Genomic DNA, 16,928 nt, shown 5'->3' on the forward strand with positions numbered 1-16,928 from the left:
GGCGGACGGGGGGAGGAGATCAATGCGGGTACGAACAACGCAATCGCGGTTCCGGATGGGGTTCCTGACCGTGCTGGCGATACTGCTGATGCCGGCGGCCGCCGCCGCGCAATCGTCCGAAGCCCCGCGCACGCCGTGGGGCGATCCCGATCTCGGTGGCGTGTGGGACTACTGGACGTTCACGCCCCTCGAACGTCCGGAAGCGCTCGCCGACCGGGCGACGCTGACCGAGGAAGAGGCGGCGGCGGTGGCGCAGGAGGCCAACGAGGCCGCGCTGGCGCGTGACCTGGCCGCTCCGCCCGGGGATCCCGGCGCCTACAGCCAGGCGGTCTGGACGGATCGCGCCCGGGCGACGGCGCTGACCCAGACGGCGCTCATCGTTGATCCGCCCGACGGCCGGGTCCCGCCCCTGACGCCCGAGGCCGAGGCGCGCGAGGAGACGAGGCTGGCCGGCGACGGACTGCCGGTGCGGATTCGCGTCGGCGGTTTTGGCGCAGCGGGACCCGAAGAGCGTGGACTGGCCGAGCGCTGCCTGCTCGGATTCAGCACTGGACCGCCCCTGCTGCCCGGCGGCTACAACAACAACGTGCAGGTGTTCCAGACGCCTGACGCGGTCGTGCTGCTGATTGAAATGAACCACGATGTGAGAGTGGTGCCGCTCGACGGCCGCGCCGCGATAGCCGACGGAATCCGGCAGTGGATGGGCAGCTCGCGCGGCCGTTGGGAAGGTGACACGCTGGTCATCGACACCCGCAACTTCACCGGCCGGACGGCCAGCTTCGCACTGACCGGCAGTGCGTGGGGCTCGGCGGAAGGGCTGCATCTGGAGGAGCGGTTCACCCGGGTGGACGGCGACACGCTCCTCTACGAGTTCACCGTAAACGATCCGGCCAGCTTCACTCGTCCCTTCAGCGGGCGGCTTCCGATGAACCGGAGCGACCTGCCGCTCTACGAGTACGCCTGCCACGAGGGCAACTACGGGATGGAGAACCTCCTGCGCGGCGCCCGGGCCGAGGAGCGGGAAGCGGCCGAGCAGCAGTAGGGGCGGGCGGCCCCGCTAGGCGAACCGAGGGCCGCCGAGCACGCGAGCGGGCAGCATGATGACCGCCGCGATGAAGCTCAGCGCGCCGCCGACCGCGATCCCGATTAGCCGGAACGGCAGCAAGACGAGCCAGACGATCGGGTAGACGAAGAGTGCCAGCAGGGCAAGCGGCCAGCACAGCACGAACAGGATGCACCAGAGGAGGAACTTGGTCATTGTCTATCCTTAGAATACGAAGGAGACGCCAACCGGTTCCCCGGGAGATTGGCAACGCGCACGCAGGAGGTCAGATGCCGAGATCAGCAGTTCGCAGGATGAGCAGGGTGGGAGCGGTGTGTGCGGCCGCATTGCTGGCTGCGGCTCCGGTGGCGGCCCAGAACGGCGATGAAGCGCTCCCACGAACACCGTGGGGCGATCCCGATCTGCAGGGGATCTGGAACAACTCGACGACGACGCGCCTCGAACAGTTGACCGAGGCGGAGGTGCAGCGAGACCGCGACGCACGGGCTCCGGTCATCGAGGCGACGCGGGGGACCGGGGCGGCGTGGCCGGAGACGGGGGGAAACCTCGAGCAGCCGTCGCTGATCATCGATCCGCCGGACGGGCGGATCACGATGACGCCGGAAGCGATCGCCCGTCTCGTGGCGCGCGAGAAGGCTCGGGAAGGCCGGGGCGAGGGGGATTCCTGGCTCGACCGGAACAGTTGGGAGCGCTGCATCTCGCGGACGATGCCGGTCCAGATGATCCCCAACCTCTACAACAACAACTACCAGATCTTCCAGACGCCCACCCACGTCGTCATTCAGATCGAGATGATTCACGAAACCCGGATCATCCCGATAGACGGCCGGCCGCATTCGTCGGACGGGATTCGCCAGTGGCTAGGAGACTCGCGCGGCCGCTGGGAAGGCGACACCCTCGTCGTCGAGACCATCCACTTCCACGACCGGATGGACGGCGGCGACTATCAGCCATCGCACATTCTGCAGACGGGTCATCGCGGCCCCGGCGACACCCTGCGCATCGTGGAGCGCTTCACGCGTGTCGACGCCGAGACGATCGACTACCGGTTCACGGTGGAGGACCCGTTCACCTACACCCGCCCGTATACCGTGGCGATTCCCTTTCGATGGCGGGAGAATCAGGAGCCCATCTACGAATACGCCTGTCACGAGGGCAACTACGGTATGGTGAACCTGCTCAGCGGCGCCCGCGCCAATGAGCCGCTGGCGATCAGGGCTTCGACGCTGGTCTCGCGGCAGCGGACGGAGGCGGGGCATCCCGGCGTTCGGGAGCCGGCGGTGCCGTTCGTGACGGACCCGTAGGGCGCCGGGGGCAGGTGTTATGATGCGGAACACGGTGGTCGACAGGGGGTTCAGGATGCGTCAGTTCAGCCGCACGGTGCTTGTTGGTTTCGCGCTCGTCGCTTTCGGTTTCGCCGGTACGGCGGGAGCGCAGGACTCGGTTATCACCCGTGGGGACGCGATCGGGAATTCACCGGTGGTCGACCTCGCGGACGCGCTCAGCACCATTCACGCGTACACGGACACCAGCGTGATTCTGGAAGGGTCGGTGCGCCGGGTGTGCCAGGTGAAGGGATGCTGGATGGAGCTGGTGCAGGAGGGCGCGTCGCGTGGCCTGCGCGTCACGTTCAAGGACTACGGCTTCTTCGTCCCCACCGACTCGGACGGCCAGGCGGCGCGGATCGAGGGGGTCTTCGAGACCAACGTCTTCTCGAAGCGCCAGGCGGACCACCTCATCGAAGAGGGCGTGGAGCTGACCCGCAATCCCGACGGCACAGCGACCGAGGTGAGCTTCGTCGCCGCCGCCGTCGAGCTCCGGCCGGCCGGCAACTAAAAGCGTCAGCGCCCGCGCTGGCACGTGACGCGGATTCACATCGCCATCGGCCCTCGGTCCAGCGGGGCTTGACCACGGGCTCCCACCCACCCGTGGCGAAGAACGCGCCCACGAGGCGGCGCTCCGGTCCATTGTTGATCCCGCAATTGCGGAAACGAAGGCCGGAATCGACGCCGGTTGACGCATAATGGAGCCGTTGCGAGGAGAACCGTGATGCGCAGACCGAGATTGGTGGCGGCAGTGGCCGTGGGAGGGTTGGCGGTCCTGGCGGTAGTGGCGGCGGAGCGTCCGGCCGCCCAGCAGGAGATCACGCCGGAGCGGCTCGCCGAGTTGACGGCCATTCGACCCGTTCCCGGTAAGAACGGCCTGTACGTCATCCCGGGTCTCGACGGCGGTGTCACGGGCGGCAACGTCGCGGTGCGGGTCACCAACGACGGCGTCGTCCTCGTCGACAACAAGTTCCCCTACAGCTACGAGATGATCACGACCGAAGTGCGGAAGATGACGTCCCTGCCGATCCGGTACGTGCTCGATACGCACCACCACGGCGACCATTCGGGAAGCAACGCCGACTTCATGGCGGTGAGCGAGGTGATCTCGCACAAGAACGCGCGCGGCAACATGATCCGGAACAACCAACCGGGCGCGCCGCGCGTCGTCTTCAGTGACGAGACCTCCATCTTCATCGGCGGCGTCGAAGTGCAGGCGCACCACTTCGGGCGCGGCCACACCGACGGCGACGCCGTCATTTATTTCCCGGACCTGCGCACGATCCACACCGGCGACCTGTTCATCTGGGGGCAGCGCTCCGACGGCAGCACGCTCTCGCCCTTCATGGACTTCGGTAACGGCGGCAGCGGGCTTGCGTGGACGGGAACTCTCGACGGCGTGCTGGAGCTCGATTTCGATACTGTCATCCCGGGCCACGGGCCGATCCTGGGCAAGGACGAGGTCCGCATCTTCCGCGACCGGATGCAGACCTTGCAGGACAGGATGCGAGAGGCGGTCGAGGCGGGTGTCAGTCGCGACGACGTGCCGGGCCGCATCCAGACCGACGACCTCGATTGGCCGCTGAGCGACGTGGCGCTTCAACGCTTCTACGACGAAGTGTCCGAGAGCCAGTAGCGTGAGATGCAGCCGTGGTGCAGGGCCACGGCGGGAGGCTGAACGATGAACCGCACGTGCTACACGGTCGGCGTCATCCTGGCGCTATTCTTCGTTGCCGCCGCGACCGCCGAGGGGGCTCAGGCGCCGGCCGAGACCACCTTCACCAAGGACGTGCTGCCGATCCTGCAGCGCGCCTGCCAGCAGTGCCATCGGCCCGGATCCGTCGCGCCGATGTCGCTCCTCACCTACGAAGACGTTCGGCCTTGGGCGCGCGCCATCCGCGACAAGACGGCGCAGCGCGAGATGCCGCCGTGGTTCATAGAACGGAACGTCGGCGTTCGCGCCTTCAAGGAAGATCCGTCGCTGTCGGACGAGGAGATCGCCACCATCGATCGCTGGGTGGAGGCCGGCGCGCCGCGGGGCAACCCGGCCGACGCGCCGCCGCCGGTTGAACTGGCGGACCTTGACGAGTGGCGCATCGGCACCCCCGAGTGGATTGTCGAGTTGCCGGAGGAAGTTGTCGTCGGCGCGGTAGATGCCGACCGCTGGCTCGACATCTGGGCCGACTCGCGGCTCACGGAGGACCGCTACATCAAGGCGGTCGAGACCAAGCCATCGCCCGGCGCCTACCCGGTGGTCCATCACGTCGCCACGTCCATGACGTGGGAAGAGGAGGACGGCGAAGAAGGGGGCGGCTTTCTCAACGAGTACGCGATGGGGAAGAACGGCGACATCTTTCCCAACGGAACCGGCCGCCTGATCAAGGCGGGCACGCAGATCCGCTTCAACATGCACTACAGCTCGGTGGGCGAGGAGATTCGCGACCGGACCCGCGTCGGCTTCCAGTTCTACCCGCCGGGGTACGTGCCTGACCAGGTCCTGATCTCGCGCCACGTGGGCGACAGCTTCGATACGCTCGACATCCGCGCCGGCGAGAGAGACGCGCGGAGTGACGGCTACTACGTCCTGCCCGAGCCTACGCAGGTGACCGGCTTCCAGCCGCACATGCACATCCGCGGCGACCGGATGTGCGTCGAGGCGATCTACCCGGACGGCAGGATCGACACCCTGAGCTGCACGAAGCACAACTTCGGCTGGCACATCGTCTACAACTACGCTGACCACGAGGCGCCGTTGCTGCCGGCCGGGACGATCCTTCACGTCATCGGCTGGCACAACAATACGGCGACCAACCGCTACAACCCCGACCCGAAGAACTGGGTCGGCTTCGGCAACCGTTCCATCGACGACATGAGCTTCGCCTGGATGAGCTTCTTCCACATGTCGGACGACGAGTACGAGCGGCGGATCGAGGAGCGGGCGCGCCAGACGAACAACAACTGATGCGCGCCGCCGGGCCCACCGCCATTCGGCTCTGCTCCGCCCTCACCGCGGCCTGCCTGCTGGCGTCCGCGCCGCCCGCTGGCGCGCAGACCTACCACAGCGGGCAGAACCTGCAGCCGGTGTTCGAGGGATGGGAGGAGAATCCCGACGGCAGCTTCAACATGGTCTTCGGTTACCTCAACCGCAACTACGAGGAGCACCTGAACATCCCGGTCGGTCCGGACAACCACTTCGAACCCGGACCCGCCGACCGGGGTCAGCCCACCTACTTCTACCCGCGCCGCCAGCGGGTCATCTTCCGGGTCCGCGTTCCCGCCGACTGGGGCGACAAGGAACTCGTCTGGACCGTTACCGCGCACGGCAAGGCCGACCGCGCCGTTGGCTGGCTGGTGCCGGAGCAGATCATCGACGAGCAGGTAATCGCCATGAATCGCGCCGGCGGGGGCGCGCCGGAGATGGCCAACGCGGCCCCGACGATCCACATCGAGGAGGGCCTGGAGCGAACCGCCAGCGTCGGCGAGGCGCTCGCCCTCACCGCGGTGATTGCCGATGACGGTATCCCCGAGATGCGCCCCGCCCGCAACAGCCGCCCGCCCGGCCGCCGGAACGCCCGCGGTCTGCGCCTGGCCTGGATTCACTACCGCGGTCCGGCCGATGTCGCCTTCGACCCCTGGACGCCGCCGATGGAGGACCACACGCCCGGCTGGACCCCGCCGGAGCTGCCGCCGGACGGCCGCGTCGTCACCACCGTCACGTTCACCGAGCCAGGCACTTACGTGCTCCGGGGAATGGCTGACGACGGCTTCCTGTATTCCCACGCCGACGTCACGGTGACGGTGACGCCGTAGGACCGGCAGTGGAACCGCACGCTCCTCGGTGTTGGCGTTCGCGGCCAGCCGGGAGCAAGGAGCAAGAGATGATTTCATCCAACTGGGCGGCAACCCGACGACTCCTCGTAGCCATGACCGCGGTTGCCATGGTCACTGGCACATCGACGGCGGCTGGGCAGCAGGGACGGACCACCCGGCAGGGAGCGCCGCCGAACATCACGGCGGGCGGCCAGACCAACTGGACGAGCCACAACCTCGACCTCGACAACAGCCGCTACTCGGAACTCGACCAGATAAACGCGGGAACGGCTGGCCGATTGTCCGAGCAGTGGTCCTACGAGGTCGCGGCGGGGATCGATGTCGCCCAGGTGACGCCGCTCGTGGTCGACGGCCTCATGTACCTGCATGCGGGCCCCAGAGTGATTGCCATCAATGCCGTCACCGGGGAGGAGGTCTGGAACCTCGAGCTGAACGAGGCGCGGACCAACCGCGTGCGGGGGCCGACCTACGCGGAGGGGAAGATCTACTCCTACAACGGCCCCAACCTCGTCGCGGCCGACGCGAAGACCGGCGAACTCGTGGAATCGTACGGCGACGGCGGCGTTCTGCCGGTCGTCGGATTGGCGCTGCAGGCCAAGTATCCGGACGTTTATCCGCCGACCCTGGATCCGCACGAGCTGGGCTATCGGATCACGGCCGCGCCCGCGTACCACGACGGCACGCTTTACGTCGGCGCGGCGCTTTCGGAGGGGCACATCCCGGGTGGCCTGGTGATTGCCACCGATGCCGCCACCGGGGCCATCAAGTGGGTCTTCAACACGATCCCGCAGCGGCCGCAGGACGACGGGTGGGAGATCGCGCGCGACACGTGGGGCGACGGCCAGCGTGCCGGCGGCGGGGTCTGGACGCAGCCCGCCATCGACCTCGACTTGGGGCTCATCTACTTCAACACCGGCAACCCATCGCCCGACTACGACGGATCGGCGCGACCCGGCGCGAACCTGTTCACCAACGCCACCGTCGCTCTCGACCTGGAAACCGGCGCGCTCCGCTGGTACTACCAGGCCATCCATCACGACCTGTGGGACTGGGACCACGTCACCGGACCGGTGCTTTTCGATGTGACACGCAACGGCGAGACGATCCGGGGCGTCGGTTCGGCCGGCAAGAACTGCCTGCTCTACCTGTGGCACCGCGAGACCGGCGAGCCGATCAACCCGATGGTGGAGACGCTGGTGCCGACCGAGACGAACGTGCCCGGCGAAGTGGTCTATCCGACCCAGCCCATCCCGCATAACGCGCGCGGCGTGCCGATGATGCCGTTCTGCGCCACGTACGTGCACCTGGACGATCCGGAGATGCAGTCGAGGTCGCGACAGATGTACACGCCGTACTCCATCGAGGAGCACCTGATCGTCGCTCATGGCGGATCAAGCTTCGGCTCGCCCGCATTCAGCCCGCGCACGGGGCTGCTCTACGTCACCGGCAAGAACGCGGCGGTCTCGATGATCGTCCGGCCGGTCGGCGACAGCCTGGAGCCGGGGCCGCACGGCGACGGCCACAGCGCGAACTTCGAGGAGATCAGCCGCATTCCCGAATTCACGCCGACCACGACCCTTACTGCCTACGAGCCGGCAAGCGGGGAAGAGGTGTGGCAACAGGTGTTTCCGGCCCTCACCACCATCGGGGCGAGCGGCAACCTTGCTACGGCGGGCGATCTGGTTTTCCAGGGCGCGGACGACGGCGCCTTCTATGCGTTCCACGCGGAGACCGGCGAGTTGCTGTTCGAACACCGGGCGCCGCGTCCCGTTCGGTCGAGTCCGATGACCTACCAGGTCAACGGAAAGCAGTACGTCACGGTGATCGCGACCAACACCGTGTTGACGTTCACGCTCCCGTAACCCCGGGGCGGTGGCGCGTTCATCGTCCGCCCGGCTCGTCCGGCCGGACGTACTTCAGGAGCGCGCCGCCGTACGCCACCACGGCGCCGTAGACCGTTCCGTCGGCGGCGACGGTGACTCCTTCGGGATTGGATCCGTCGATGAACCAGTCCAGTGAACCGGTGCGCAGGTTGCCGATGCGGACGCCGTATTCCCAGCCCGGATGCTGGCCGTTCCGTGACGACGCCGAGTCGGCGACGTAGACCGTGTCGTCGGCGGTGATGTGGAGGCCGCTCGGCCGGCTGTACTGGTAGAACTCCTCGATGAACGCGCCGTCGGGGCTGAACACCTGGAGCCGGTCGTTGCCTCGGTCGGCGACCACGACCCGGCCCCGCGAGTCGAGATCGATGGCGTGCGGCGTGCGGAACTGGCCCGCTCCGTCGCCCCACGAGCCCCATTCCGCCAGATAGGTTCCGTCGGGCGCGAACTTTACGACGCGGGCCGTCGTGTGGGGACCGGCCCCGGGAAGCTGGCCCCCGTGTCCGTCGGCGACGTAGATCGTGCCGTCGCCCGCAACCACCACGTCGCAGGGCTGGTCGAGGGTGTTTGGCCCGGCGGTGCCGACGCCCGGCGTGCCGAGCGTCATCAGCAGCTCTCCCTCCGGGCTGAACTTCATGACGACGTGACCCTTGCCCTCCCGGTGCGGATCCGTGCCATCCGGCCCCTGGGCGTCGGTGACCCAGACGTTGCCCTCGGGATCGACGTGCAGCCCATGAGGCTGGATCATCAAACCGGCCCCGAAGCTGGCGACGAGGTTCCCTTCCGGGTCGAACTTCAGCACGGGGTCGAGGTCGAGGCCCACGCAGGAGTTGCCGCCGCAGCGCTCGGCGACCCAAACATGGCGGCCGTCCCGGTCCATGTCGACTCCGCCCGTCGATCCCCACTCGCGACCGTCCGGCAGCTTTGCCCACCCGCGGACCGTGACATAGGGATTGGGGGCATCATTCTGCGGCGCGATGTCGGGTTGCGCGAAGGCTGGACTAGCGGTCCCGACGCAGGCTCCGAGAACGAACAGTGGGGACAGCACGCGCAAGGAGGCCGCCAGGCGAGTTGGCATGTCGAACCGTAACACGCGCGGCGGTGGATGGCGGGGCGGGTCACGGGGTAGACTCGCCCGGTAGACAGAGTCGGCGCGGCGTACGCGCAAGACGCGGGACAGCACCAAGCGAGGGATGTCATGAGAATCACCACGTTGTTCAAGGTCGCCGTCGTGGTCGGGGCGCTGGCCGCCATGACCGCCGGAGATGCGACCGCCCAGTTCCGGGCCTCGGAATTCGACTTCGGATCGCGTTTCGACCTGCCGCAAGGGGAGACGGCCGAGATCTGGAATCCCGCCAAGCGCAAGCTGGTGGCCGGCGGACCGATGATTGGGGGAACGGTCCGGGGAACGGATCCGCGCATGTACTGCGCGATGGCGGCAGCCGGCTACGACTTCATCTGGGTCGAAATGCAGCATGAGGCCATTTCGTGGGAGCAGGTTGCGCGCATGTGGCGGACGTGCCCCGGGCCGGCCGCGCCCGGCGTGCGCGTCGCCTATGCCGACGAGCGTGAGATTCAGCACGCCACCGACATGGGCGCTCTGGTCATCGTGGTGCCTACCGTCGACAGCGTAGAAGAGGCGCAGGCCGCGGTCGACTGGACCTATTTCCCTCCGCTCGGGCGCCGGAGCGCGGGTGGCGGCCAGGGCCCCGGCGAGATGTGGAACCAGGTGCCCGGCGGCTACCGCCAGACATGGAACGACAACGTCGTCCTGTTCCTGATGATCGAGACACTCGAGGGGGTCGAGGCGGCGCGTGAGATCGCCAGGCTTCCGGGCGTCGACGGGCTGTTCGCGGCAAGCGGCGACCTTGGCAACTTCTCCGGCTTCGGCGAGGGCGACACGGAGTACGAGGCGCTGATCACCGAGGTGTCGGAGGCGGCCATCGAAGCCGGCATCCATGCCTGCGCCCCGCTCCGCTGGGCCAACCGCGCGTCGTTCACCTGTTTCCAGGCGGGCACCGAGGCGGCGAACATCCGCCGCGGCGCGGCGGCGGAGATCGAGCAGGCCAACCAGAGCTTCGCTGCCACCGGCGGCGGCGCCCCAATGGAGCGCTCCGGCGTGGCGGCGTTGCTTGCCGAGCTGACCGCGCAGTGCGGTTCGATCACGTATGAGGACGACTGCTACTCGGCGGTCCGGAGCGCGGCGAGCGGAGCCAGCGGCATGTCGGACGCGGAGCAGGGGCAGGTGATCCGCCGGCTGCGCGAGATCATGGGCAACAACCCGAACCAGGCGGCCCGCATCGGCGAGATTGCATCCGACGCGGGACTGTCGGTCGACTAGGCGCTTGCGCCGTAGAAGTTGCGCGCCAGCGGAACTTCCAACGCGCCCGCAAGGGCGCCTCAGTCGGAATCCTGCGTGAGGACGTGCGGCCGCACGCGCTCAACCACGAGCCGGGCGGCCGCGCGCGCCTCCTCGGCGTCGCGTTCCCGGTAGAAGTCCGACGGCGTCAGGTCTTCGGCGCCGTAGAAAGCAAGCTCGCGGTCACGCCGCAGGAGGCGGGAGGCCGCGGCGAGCCGGTCGATCTCGCTGGCCAGGCCTGCCGGCAACTGGCTCCGCTCGGCCTCCAGAACGTCGGCGACGTCGTGCACGCGCGGCGGGTCGATGCCGGCGGCGCGCAGCAGGCCCTTAAGGGCGAGTTCGACGACCTCCTGCGATTCCCGAACGACATCGGCCCAGCTCCCCGACTCGTACAGGACGTCTAGCGCCCGCAGGCGCGTGGCGGCGCGTCTGACGTAGTCGGTGGCGAGGGCGCGATTGCGCATCAGGAGGTCTCCGTCCAGTAGGGCTGTCCGTGCACGACCCGCCTCACGAGCCGTCCCGCGGCGATCGCGCGACGAATCTTCGCCAGGTGCGCTGACACCTTCCAGTCACGCTCGTACAGGACGATTCCGTCCAGCGCCACCTCGGCCCACAGGCCGCTGAACTGCCCTTCCCCGGCGGCCGGCTGCACGAAGTGAGGGTCCATCCGGCGGCCCCGCCAGGTGATCGGCTGGGCGTCCCACTGACGATACAGGTCACGGCTCAGCGAGAGGCGGGAATCGACGACGATCAGGGCGTCGACGTCGGAGGCGGGTGTCGCCTCTCCGCGCACCCAGGAGCCGTGGAGCAAGACCGCCGACAGCGCGTCACCGGCTACCGCGCGGGCGCGCGTGATGAGCGCGCCCGCGTCTTCGTCACCTGCCGCGCCGAGGCCGGCCGCCGCCAGGTGCCGCACGCAGTACGCGTTGAGCGACAGCCCGCTCGCCTGGGCCGCGCCGTCGAGCGCCGTGTGCAGCGCCGGTGGCATGCGGAGAACAAAGCGTCCGGACTTCGGCTGAGCACGAGTAGATGTCATGGCTTGTTCCGCATGATATCACTCATTCCTGACAGGATGATATCACTTTGGCTTTCGCGGTCTTTTGTTGACCCCAAAGTCCATTGCATCGGATAGAGTGCGGTCGTACGGATTGAGAGCCGGAAGGCCAGGAGGGCATGATGCGGAAGACGTGGATGCCATGTTTCGTTCTGTTCGCCTCGGTAGCCGTCATTGCCGCGTTCGGCTGCAGCGGCGAAGCCCCGCCGGCGGAACCGGAGGCCGAAGCCGCGGCTCCCGCGGAGACAGCCATTGATACGTCGGCGAACGAACGGTTCGCGGGGGTCTGGTCGTTAACCCGGATCGAGCGGCGGGACGTGAACGGCGAACTGTTGGGCGAGCCGACGACGGACCGGTTGGGCTACCTCATGTACGACGCGTCGGGTCACATGGGAGTCACGTTGATGCAGCCGGATCGGCAGCCGTACGCCGGGGACACTCCGACCGCGGACGAGGCGTTGGATCGCCTCGGCACGTACACGTCGTACTTCGGGCCGTTCACCGTCAATGAGGCGGATGGGTACGTCACCCATCACCTTCTGGGGAGCGTGAACCCGTCCGGAGCCGGATCCGACTATCAGCGTTTCTTCACGTTCGGCGACAACACGCTGACGCTGCAGCCGCCGCCGAACGACCGGGGCGAGAAATCGTTCATCACCTGGACGCGGCTGCCGGATCTACCCGAGTCCGAGTTGACCGACACGCACCGGCGCCTGGTCGGCGTCTACAGCGTCGAATCCGTGGAGCGCCGGACGGGGGACGGGGAGGAGGTGCCGGCGAATCAGTACGAAGTCGCGTACATCATGTACGCGCCGTCCGGCCACATGTCGGTCCACCTGATGCGGCCGGGCCGGACGCCATACGCTGGCGACCGGCCGACGCCGGAGGAGGCCTTGATGGCGACCGACACGTACGGCAGCTACTTCGGGCCCTTCTCGGTCAACGAGGAGGAGCGGTATCTGGTCCACCATCGGATTGGAAGCGAGAACCCCAACGCCGACGGAAGCGACGCGCAGCGGTTCTACGAGTTGACCGATACGCACCTCGTACTCATGCCGCCTCCGGGCACCGACGACGAGGGCCGGCCGGTGCAGAGCAGGCTTACGTGGAGGCGGATCAGCGACTAGGGCTAGGCGCCCTCAAGGGGAGTGAGGTAGTGGCCGGCGTAGACGCCGGCGGACCACCGGAAGCCGTGCCTGGCCCTAGCCTCCCCACGAGTGGCGGATCCGGGCGTAGTAGTAGGCGCCGTTGAAGCCCCATGGCGTGTATTCACTGTAGCGCTCGCCGACGCTTCTCGCGTTCGGGCTCTCGTCCGGGAACGTGTTGAAGACGTTCTGGCTGCCGATCGCCAATGCCGTCCCGCCGGCCAGGGGGATGCTCACCTCGACGTCCACCACCGGCTTGCCGCTGAACAGCGTCTGTGCGCTGTCCCAGTCGAACCACGCCCCGTAGTAGTTGACACGCCCGAGGACGTTCACGCGTCCGGCGGAGTGGTTGATCGCGAAGTTCCACCGGTTCTTCGGAAGCGCCTCCTGAAGCTCGCGGATGCGGCGGCTGACGTTCAGGAGGCCGTCGTCAAACTTCGTCACTTCGGTGTTCGTGTGGTTGAAGACCGCACTGAAAACGGTATTGCCATTCAGCCCCGGCGGCATGTAGGTCGACACGATATCGACGCCTTGGGTGGTGGTGGAGATCTCGTTCGTGAAGAAACGGAAGCTGGCGAGCCCGCGGGCGTTCTCGACGCCGGCTGCGAGCAGACCGTCTATCTCGTCGGCGGTCAGTGAGAAATCGCGCGTGACGGCGAGCCGGTCGTCCAGGTCGATCCGGAAGTAGTCGACGGTCAGGGTGAACGGACCGTTGTCGGCAACGATGCCGACCGTGTAGTTCCGGGACCTTTCCGGATCGAGCGGTGCGCCGCCGCGCAGCGCGGCGACGGGATGGATCGACGGGACGGTGCCCCGCTCGGTGAGGTCCATCAACACCGGGTCAAACGTCGTCGAGACGTTGAAACCGTTCTGCTGCCCCGGCGTCGGCGCGCGGAAGCCGGTGCTGACGCTGCCGCGCAGCGAAGCGTAGTCGCCCATCGCCACGCGGGCCGACACCTTGCCGTTCGCGGTCGCGCCGAAGTCCTCGAACCGCTCCAGCCGGAGCGCGCCGCCGAGTGTCCAGCGGTCGTCCGTGCCCGTCGCTTCGAGGTCGCCGTACACGGCAACGTTGTTGCGCGACCACTCGCCGGCCGCGAGCGGACTGTAGCCGCTGAAGCCATTCGATCCGGCGCTGAAACCCTGTGCGGCGTACGGGCCGACCTGCCACGATTCCGGCTGGCCCTGGCTCGTCCGGTACTGCTCGTCGCGCCACTCCGCGCCGAACGCGAAATTGACCTGGTCGCTTACCGGATACGAGACGTCGAAGTTGAACGCGAGGTCCTGCTGGCGGTTGCTGCCCAGGTCGAACTCGGTCGGCGTCTGGGGGCCGAGCGAGGCGTTCACGGTATTGCGGATGAACAGGTCCGCCTGGTGCGCCCCGAAGCTGGCGCTCGCATCCCAGGTCAGGCCGTTGGCGCCGAAGCCCCGGATGCCGCCGACGACCGACATGTCGCGGGCGTCGCCCCCGAAGTTGGGCGTGAAGCCGCCGGGAAACCGCTCCTGAAACGAGAAACAGTTGTCGTTCGCCCGGATCGCGTCAAGAGCCGCCGGGTCCGGTACGTTGCCCGTGACCGCCACCGCCGGGCAATTGGCCGACCCCATGCCCCGTGCCGCGAGGGCATCGCCGATCAGCAACGTTTCGCCGCCATCCGCACTGAAGACGCCGCCGCGCGTGTTCGGGTTGCGGAAGAAAAATCCCCCCACCACGCGCTTGCTCGCATAGTTGGTGTGGGCGTAGAACTGCGTGCCGTTGGCAAACAGGTGGCCGAAGTTGCCGAAGGCCTTGAGGTCGTTGTCGATGTCCGGCGAACCCCAGATCTGTGCCGGCTCGTTGATGTCGTTGAAGACGCCGGTGCCGACCAGCGTTTCAACGTCGTTGCGCCGGATGCTGCGGTCGGTCGCGCCCGAACCGCCATATTCCAGACTCAGGTTGGCGAATCCCGTCTGGCCCAGGGGCAACCCGACATTGCCCGCGAAGGTGGCAGTCTGACCATCCCATTGCTCTCCGTAGATGCCGGTTGTGAACTCGACGCTGCCTCCCTCGCGCGCATCCTTCAGGAGGAAGTTCATGACGCCGGCGATGGCGTCGGATCCGTACTGGGCCGCCGCGCCGTCGCGCAGCACCTCCACCTGCCGCAGGGCGATCGCCGGAATGGCGGAGAGATCCGGGCCCTGCGATCCGAACGCGACGCCATTGCCGCCGTGCCAGTCGATGATCGACGAGCGGTGCCGGCGCTTTCCGTTCACGAGCACCAGCGTGTGATCCGGCGCCAGGTTCCGCAGCATGGCCGGCCGGACGACGGTCGAGGCGTCGCTGATTGGCTGCATGTTGACGTTGAACGACGGGACGACGGTGCGCAACTGATCCTGCAGCGTCACCAGCCCCTGGCTGACCAGCTCGGTAGCCGGAATGGCGTCGACGGGCACCGGTGATTCCGTTACGGATCGGGGTTCCGCGCGAGTGCCGACGACGACAACCGTCTCGGTGAACGTCGGTTGCTCTTCTTCGTCCGGATCCTGCTGCTGGTTCTGGGCAGCCGCCGCCTGAGCCACCGCCATCTCGACCGGTAGCGCCGCTGCCAGCAGGCCCACCGTCAGGATTCCTGTCAGCGCGCGCAAGGCACCCGGCATGTCAATGGATTCAGTTCTCGTCACCGTTGGCTCCGTTCTGGGTACGTGCGTGCGCGGACACCTCTCGGTTCCGGGGAAAGGTGCACCCGCGCGTGCTGGCTAGTGTTGCTAGTGCTGATCGCCGGGAGACGGCCTACGCGATGATCTGCGGAATCGGCACTCCGTGGACATCCGTCAGGCGCATGTCGCGGCCGTTGTAACGGTACGTGAGCTTCTCGTGATCGATGCCCAGCAGGTGCAGGATCGTGGCGTGCAGGTCGTGCGGCGAGACGCGCTGCTCGGCTGCCTTGTAGCCGAACTCGTCGCTCGCGCCGATGACCTGGCCGCCCTGAATTCCGGCCCCCGCCATCCAGCCGGTCATCGTCCCCGGGTTGTGGTCGCGGCCGACGCCACGCTGCGAAATCGGCATCCGGCCGAACTCGGCGTGCCAGACGAGGAGCGTGGAGTCGAGCATGCCACGCGCCTTCAGGTCGGTCATCAGCCCGGCGATCGGCTTGTCCGTCTCCTTGGCGTGCAGCGTGTGGTTCTCCACCAGGTTGCTGTGCGCATCCCATGTGTCAGTGTTCTGCTGCCCGATGCCGCCGTGGAAGAGCTGCACGTAACGAACGCCCCGTTCAACCAGCCGCCGCGCCATCAGGCACTGCCGTCCGAACGGTTCCGTAATCGGATCGTCGAGCCCGTAGAGCTTCTTCGTCGCCTCGGACTCCACGGTGGTGTCGACCGCCTCGGGCGCGCAACCCTGCATCCGGTAAGCGAGCTCATACGACGAAATACGCGCCGCCAATTCCGAGTTGCCCGGATTCTCTGCCAGGTCGATCTCGTTCAGCTTCGCCAGCGTGTCGAGGCGGGCGCGCTGCTGTGCTTCCGTCATCCCCTCGGGCGGCGCCAGATCGACGATCGGATCGCCCACCGCGCGGAACAGCGTTCCCTGGTAGCTGGCCGGCATGAATCCAGCGCTCCAGTCGTTCGGCCCGCCGAGGGGTCCACCCCGGTGGTCGTTCATCACGACGTACGCCGGCAGGCTGGCCGCCTCGGAGCCGAGGCCGTAAGTGACCCACGACCCGACGCTGGGGAAGCCCATGCGGATCTGGCCGCTCTGCATCTCGTACGTGGCCTGGATGTGATCGTTCGACCGGCCGTAGAGCGACCGGATGAAAGCCATCTCGTCCACCTTCGAGCCGATGTGCGGGAAGAGCTCGGAGACCTCGATGCCGCTCTCGCCGTGCCGGTGGAACTCGAACGGGCTCGGCATCAGCGGACCGGGATGCCCCTGCCGGACGACGACCGATTCGGCCATCGGCTGCCCCGCGTACTGCTTCAGCGCCGGCTTCGGGTCGAACGTGTCGACCTGGCTGACGCCACCGCTCATGAAGAGCGAGATGACCGCGGTGGCGCGGGGCGTGAAATGCGGGTCCTTCGGCGCGAACGGGTTGCCCGGGATCGGCGCCTCGCAAGTGTCGGACTGCCCGGCCGCGAGCAGTCCCTCACGGCTGAGCATGTCGGCCAGGGCGAGTCCGGCGATGCCGCCCCCCGACTGGAACAGAAAGTCGCGCCGCGACCAGAACGTCCGCTTCCGGCAGTGATGATGGTGGTCAGCCATGTTCGTCTTCCTCTGTCGTCGGTCGTTGTGAGTGTGGTCT

At 67.5% G+C, this 16,928-nt stretch carries 15 protein-coding genes; 9 read left to right on the forward strand and 6 right to left on the reverse strand.

The annotated features are described in order from the left end of the window. The first annotated feature begins 22 nt into the window (after positions 1-22). Entirely contained in the window at positions 23-1,042 is a 1,020-nt protein-coding gene (locus F4Y45_14665; protein MXY25746.1) for a hypothetical protein, read from the forward strand. A gap of 15 nt (positions 1,043-1,057) precedes the next feature. Here the strand turns inward: F4Y45_14665 and F4Y45_14670 are convergent, their stop codons facing one another. Further along, positions 1,058-1,258, reverse strand: coding sequence for a hypothetical protein (locus F4Y45_14670; protein ID MXY25747.1), 201 nt, complete (start codon positions 1,256-1,258; stop codon positions 1,058-1,060). 74 nt (positions 1,259-1,332) lie between these two features. On the opposite strand from F4Y45_14670, the gene F4Y45_14675 reads away from it, so the two are divergent. The 6 genes from F4Y45_14675 (at position 1,333) to F4Y45_14700 (ending at position 8,081) form a co-directional block, all read left to right on the forward strand. Beyond that, positions 1,333-2,367, forward strand: coding sequence for a hypothetical protein (locus F4Y45_14675; GenBank protein ID MXY25748.1), 1,035 nt, complete (start codon positions 1,333-1,335; stop codon positions 2,365-2,367). A 19-nt stretch (positions 2,368-2,386) separates the two neighbouring features. Next, a complete protein-coding gene (locus F4Y45_14680) occupies positions 2,387-2,899 on the forward strand; it encodes a DUF4920 domain-containing protein (protein MXY25749.1) in 513 nt (170 codons plus the stop codon). A gap of 213 nt (positions 2,900-3,112) precedes the next feature. Further along, the gene (locus F4Y45_14685; GenBank protein ID MXY25750.1) at positions 3,113-4,024 is read left to right on the forward strand and encodes an MBL fold metallo-hydrolase; all 912 of its coding nucleotides are present in this window, start codon (positions 3,113-3,115) and stop codon (positions 4,022-4,024) included. A gap of 45 nt (positions 4,025-4,069) precedes the next feature. After that, on the forward strand, positions 4,070-5,350 hold the full coding sequence (locus tag F4Y45_14690; protein ID MXY25751.1) for a hypothetical protein: 1,281 nt from the start codon (positions 4,070-4,072) through the stop codon (positions 5,348-5,350). Continuing rightward, positions 5,350-6,198 (forward strand): hypothetical protein, encoded by an 849-nt coding sequence (locus tag F4Y45_14695; protein MXY25752.1) that lies wholly within the window; start codon positions 5,350-5,352, stop codon positions 6,196-6,198. The genes F4Y45_14690 and F4Y45_14695 overlap by 1 nt, the downstream gene beginning before the upstream one ends. Positions 6,199-6,266: 68 nt before the next feature. After that, on the forward strand, positions 6,267-8,081 hold the full coding sequence (locus tag F4Y45_14700) for a PQQ-binding-like beta-propeller repeat protein (protein MXY25753.1): 1,815 nt from the start codon (positions 6,267-6,269) through the stop codon (positions 8,079-8,081). A gap of 19 nt (positions 8,082-8,100) precedes the next feature. Here the strand turns inward: F4Y45_14700 and F4Y45_14705 are convergent, their stop codons facing one another. Continuing rightward, the gene (locus F4Y45_14705) at positions 8,101-9,177 is read right to left on the reverse strand and encodes a hypothetical protein (protein MXY25754.1); all 1,077 of its coding nucleotides are present in this window, start codon (positions 9,175-9,177) and stop codon (positions 8,101-8,103) included. A 120-nt stretch (positions 9,178-9,297) separates the two neighbouring features. On the opposite strand from F4Y45_14705, the gene F4Y45_14710 reads away from it, so the two are divergent. After that, positions 9,298-10,440, forward strand: coding sequence for a hypothetical protein (locus tag F4Y45_14710; protein ID MXY25755.1), 1,143 nt, complete (start codon positions 9,298-9,300; stop codon positions 10,438-10,440). Between the two features lie 59 nt (positions 10,441-10,499). Here F4Y45_14710 and F4Y45_14715 read toward each other — a convergent pair whose 3' ends face one another. Together F4Y45_14715 and F4Y45_14720 are read right to left on the reverse strand one after the other, a co-directional pair. After that, positions 10,500-10,922, reverse strand: coding sequence for a HEPN domain-containing protein (locus tag F4Y45_14715; GenBank protein MXY25756.1), 423 nt, complete (start codon positions 10,920-10,922; stop codon positions 10,500-10,502). Then, positions 10,922-11,494, reverse strand: coding sequence for a toxin-antitoxin system HicB family antitoxin (locus F4Y45_14720; protein ID MXY25757.1), 573 nt, complete (start codon positions 11,492-11,494; stop codon positions 10,922-10,924). Before F4Y45_14720 ends, F4Y45_14715 begins: the two co-directional genes overlap by 1 nt. Before the next feature lie 137 nt (positions 11,495-11,631). Between F4Y45_14720 and F4Y45_14725 the strand changes: the two genes are divergently transcribed. Then, positions 11,632-12,639: a lipocalin-like domain-containing protein gene (locus F4Y45_14725; GenBank protein ID MXY25758.1), complete on the forward strand. Its 1,008-nt coding sequence runs from the start codon at positions 11,632-11,634 to the stop codon at positions 12,637-12,639. Between the two features lie 75 nt (positions 12,640-12,714). On the opposite strand, the gene F4Y45_14730 is transcribed toward F4Y45_14725, so the two are convergent. Together F4Y45_14730 and F4Y45_14735 are read right to left on the reverse strand one after the other, a co-directional pair. After that, a complete protein-coding gene (locus tag F4Y45_14730) occupies positions 12,715-15,312 on the reverse strand; it encodes a TonB-dependent receptor (GenBank protein ID MXY25759.1) in 2,598 nt (865 codons plus the stop codon). Positions 15,313-15,421: 109 nt separating this feature from the next. After that, entirely contained in the window at positions 15,422-16,888 is a 1,467-nt protein-coding gene (locus F4Y45_14735; GenBank protein ID MXY25760.1) for a DUF1501 domain-containing protein, read from the reverse strand. Between the last annotated feature and the right edge of the window lie 40 nt (positions 16,889-16,928).

Source organism: Acidobacteriota bacterium (assembly GCA_009838525.1).
Lineage (GTDB): Bacteria > Acidobacteriota > Vicinamibacteria > Vicinamibacterales > UBA8438 > VXRJ01.

Coding starts and splice junctions, on each gene's coding strand:
- F4Y45_14665 (MXY25746.1), top strand. CDS start 23: ATGCGGGTACGAACAACGCAATCGCGGTTCCGGATGGGGTTCCTGACC.
- F4Y45_14670 (MXY25747.1), bottom strand. CDS start 1,258: ATGACCAAGTTCCTCCTCTGGTGCATCCTGTTCGTGCTGTGCTGGCCG.
- F4Y45_14675 (MXY25748.1), top strand. CDS start 1,333: ATGCCGAGATCAGCAGTTCGCAGGATGAGCAGGGTGGGAGCGGTGTGT.
- F4Y45_14680 (MXY25749.1), top strand. CDS start 2,387: ATGATGCGGAACACGGTGGTCGACAGGGGGTTCAGGATGCGTCAGTTC.
- F4Y45_14685 (MXY25750.1), top strand. CDS start 3,113: ATGCGCAGACCGAGATTGGTGGCGGCAGTGGCCGTGGGAGGGTTGGCG.
- F4Y45_14690 (MXY25751.1), top strand. CDS start 4,070: ATGAACCGCACGTGCTACACGGTCGGCGTCATCCTGGCGCTATTCTTC.
- F4Y45_14695 (MXY25752.1), top strand. CDS start 5,350: ATGCGCGCCGCCGGGCCCACCGCCATTCGGCTCTGCTCCGCCCTCACC.
- F4Y45_14700 (MXY25753.1), top strand. CDS start 6,267: ATGATTTCATCCAACTGGGCGGCAACCCGACGACTCCTCGTAGCCATG.
- F4Y45_14705 (MXY25754.1), bottom strand. CDS start 9,177: ATGCCAACTCGCCTGGCGGCCTCCTTGCGCGTGCTGTCCCCACTGTTC.
- F4Y45_14710 (MXY25755.1), top strand. CDS start 9,298: ATGAGAATCACCACGTTGTTCAAGGTCGCCGTCGTGGTCGGGGCGCTG.
- F4Y45_14715 (MXY25756.1), bottom strand. CDS start 10,922: ATGCGCAATCGCGCCCTCGCCACCGACTACGTCAGACGCGCCGCCACG.
- F4Y45_14720 (MXY25757.1), bottom strand. CDS start 11,494: ATGACATCTACTCGTGCTCAGCCGAAGTCCGGACGCTTTGTTCTCCGC.
- F4Y45_14725 (MXY25758.1), top strand. CDS start 11,632: ATGATGCGGAAGACGTGGATGCCATGTTTCGTTCTGTTCGCCTCGGTA.
- F4Y45_14735 (MXY25760.1), bottom strand. CDS start 16,888: ATGGCTGACCACCATCATCACTGCCGGAAGCGGACGTTCTGGTCGCGG.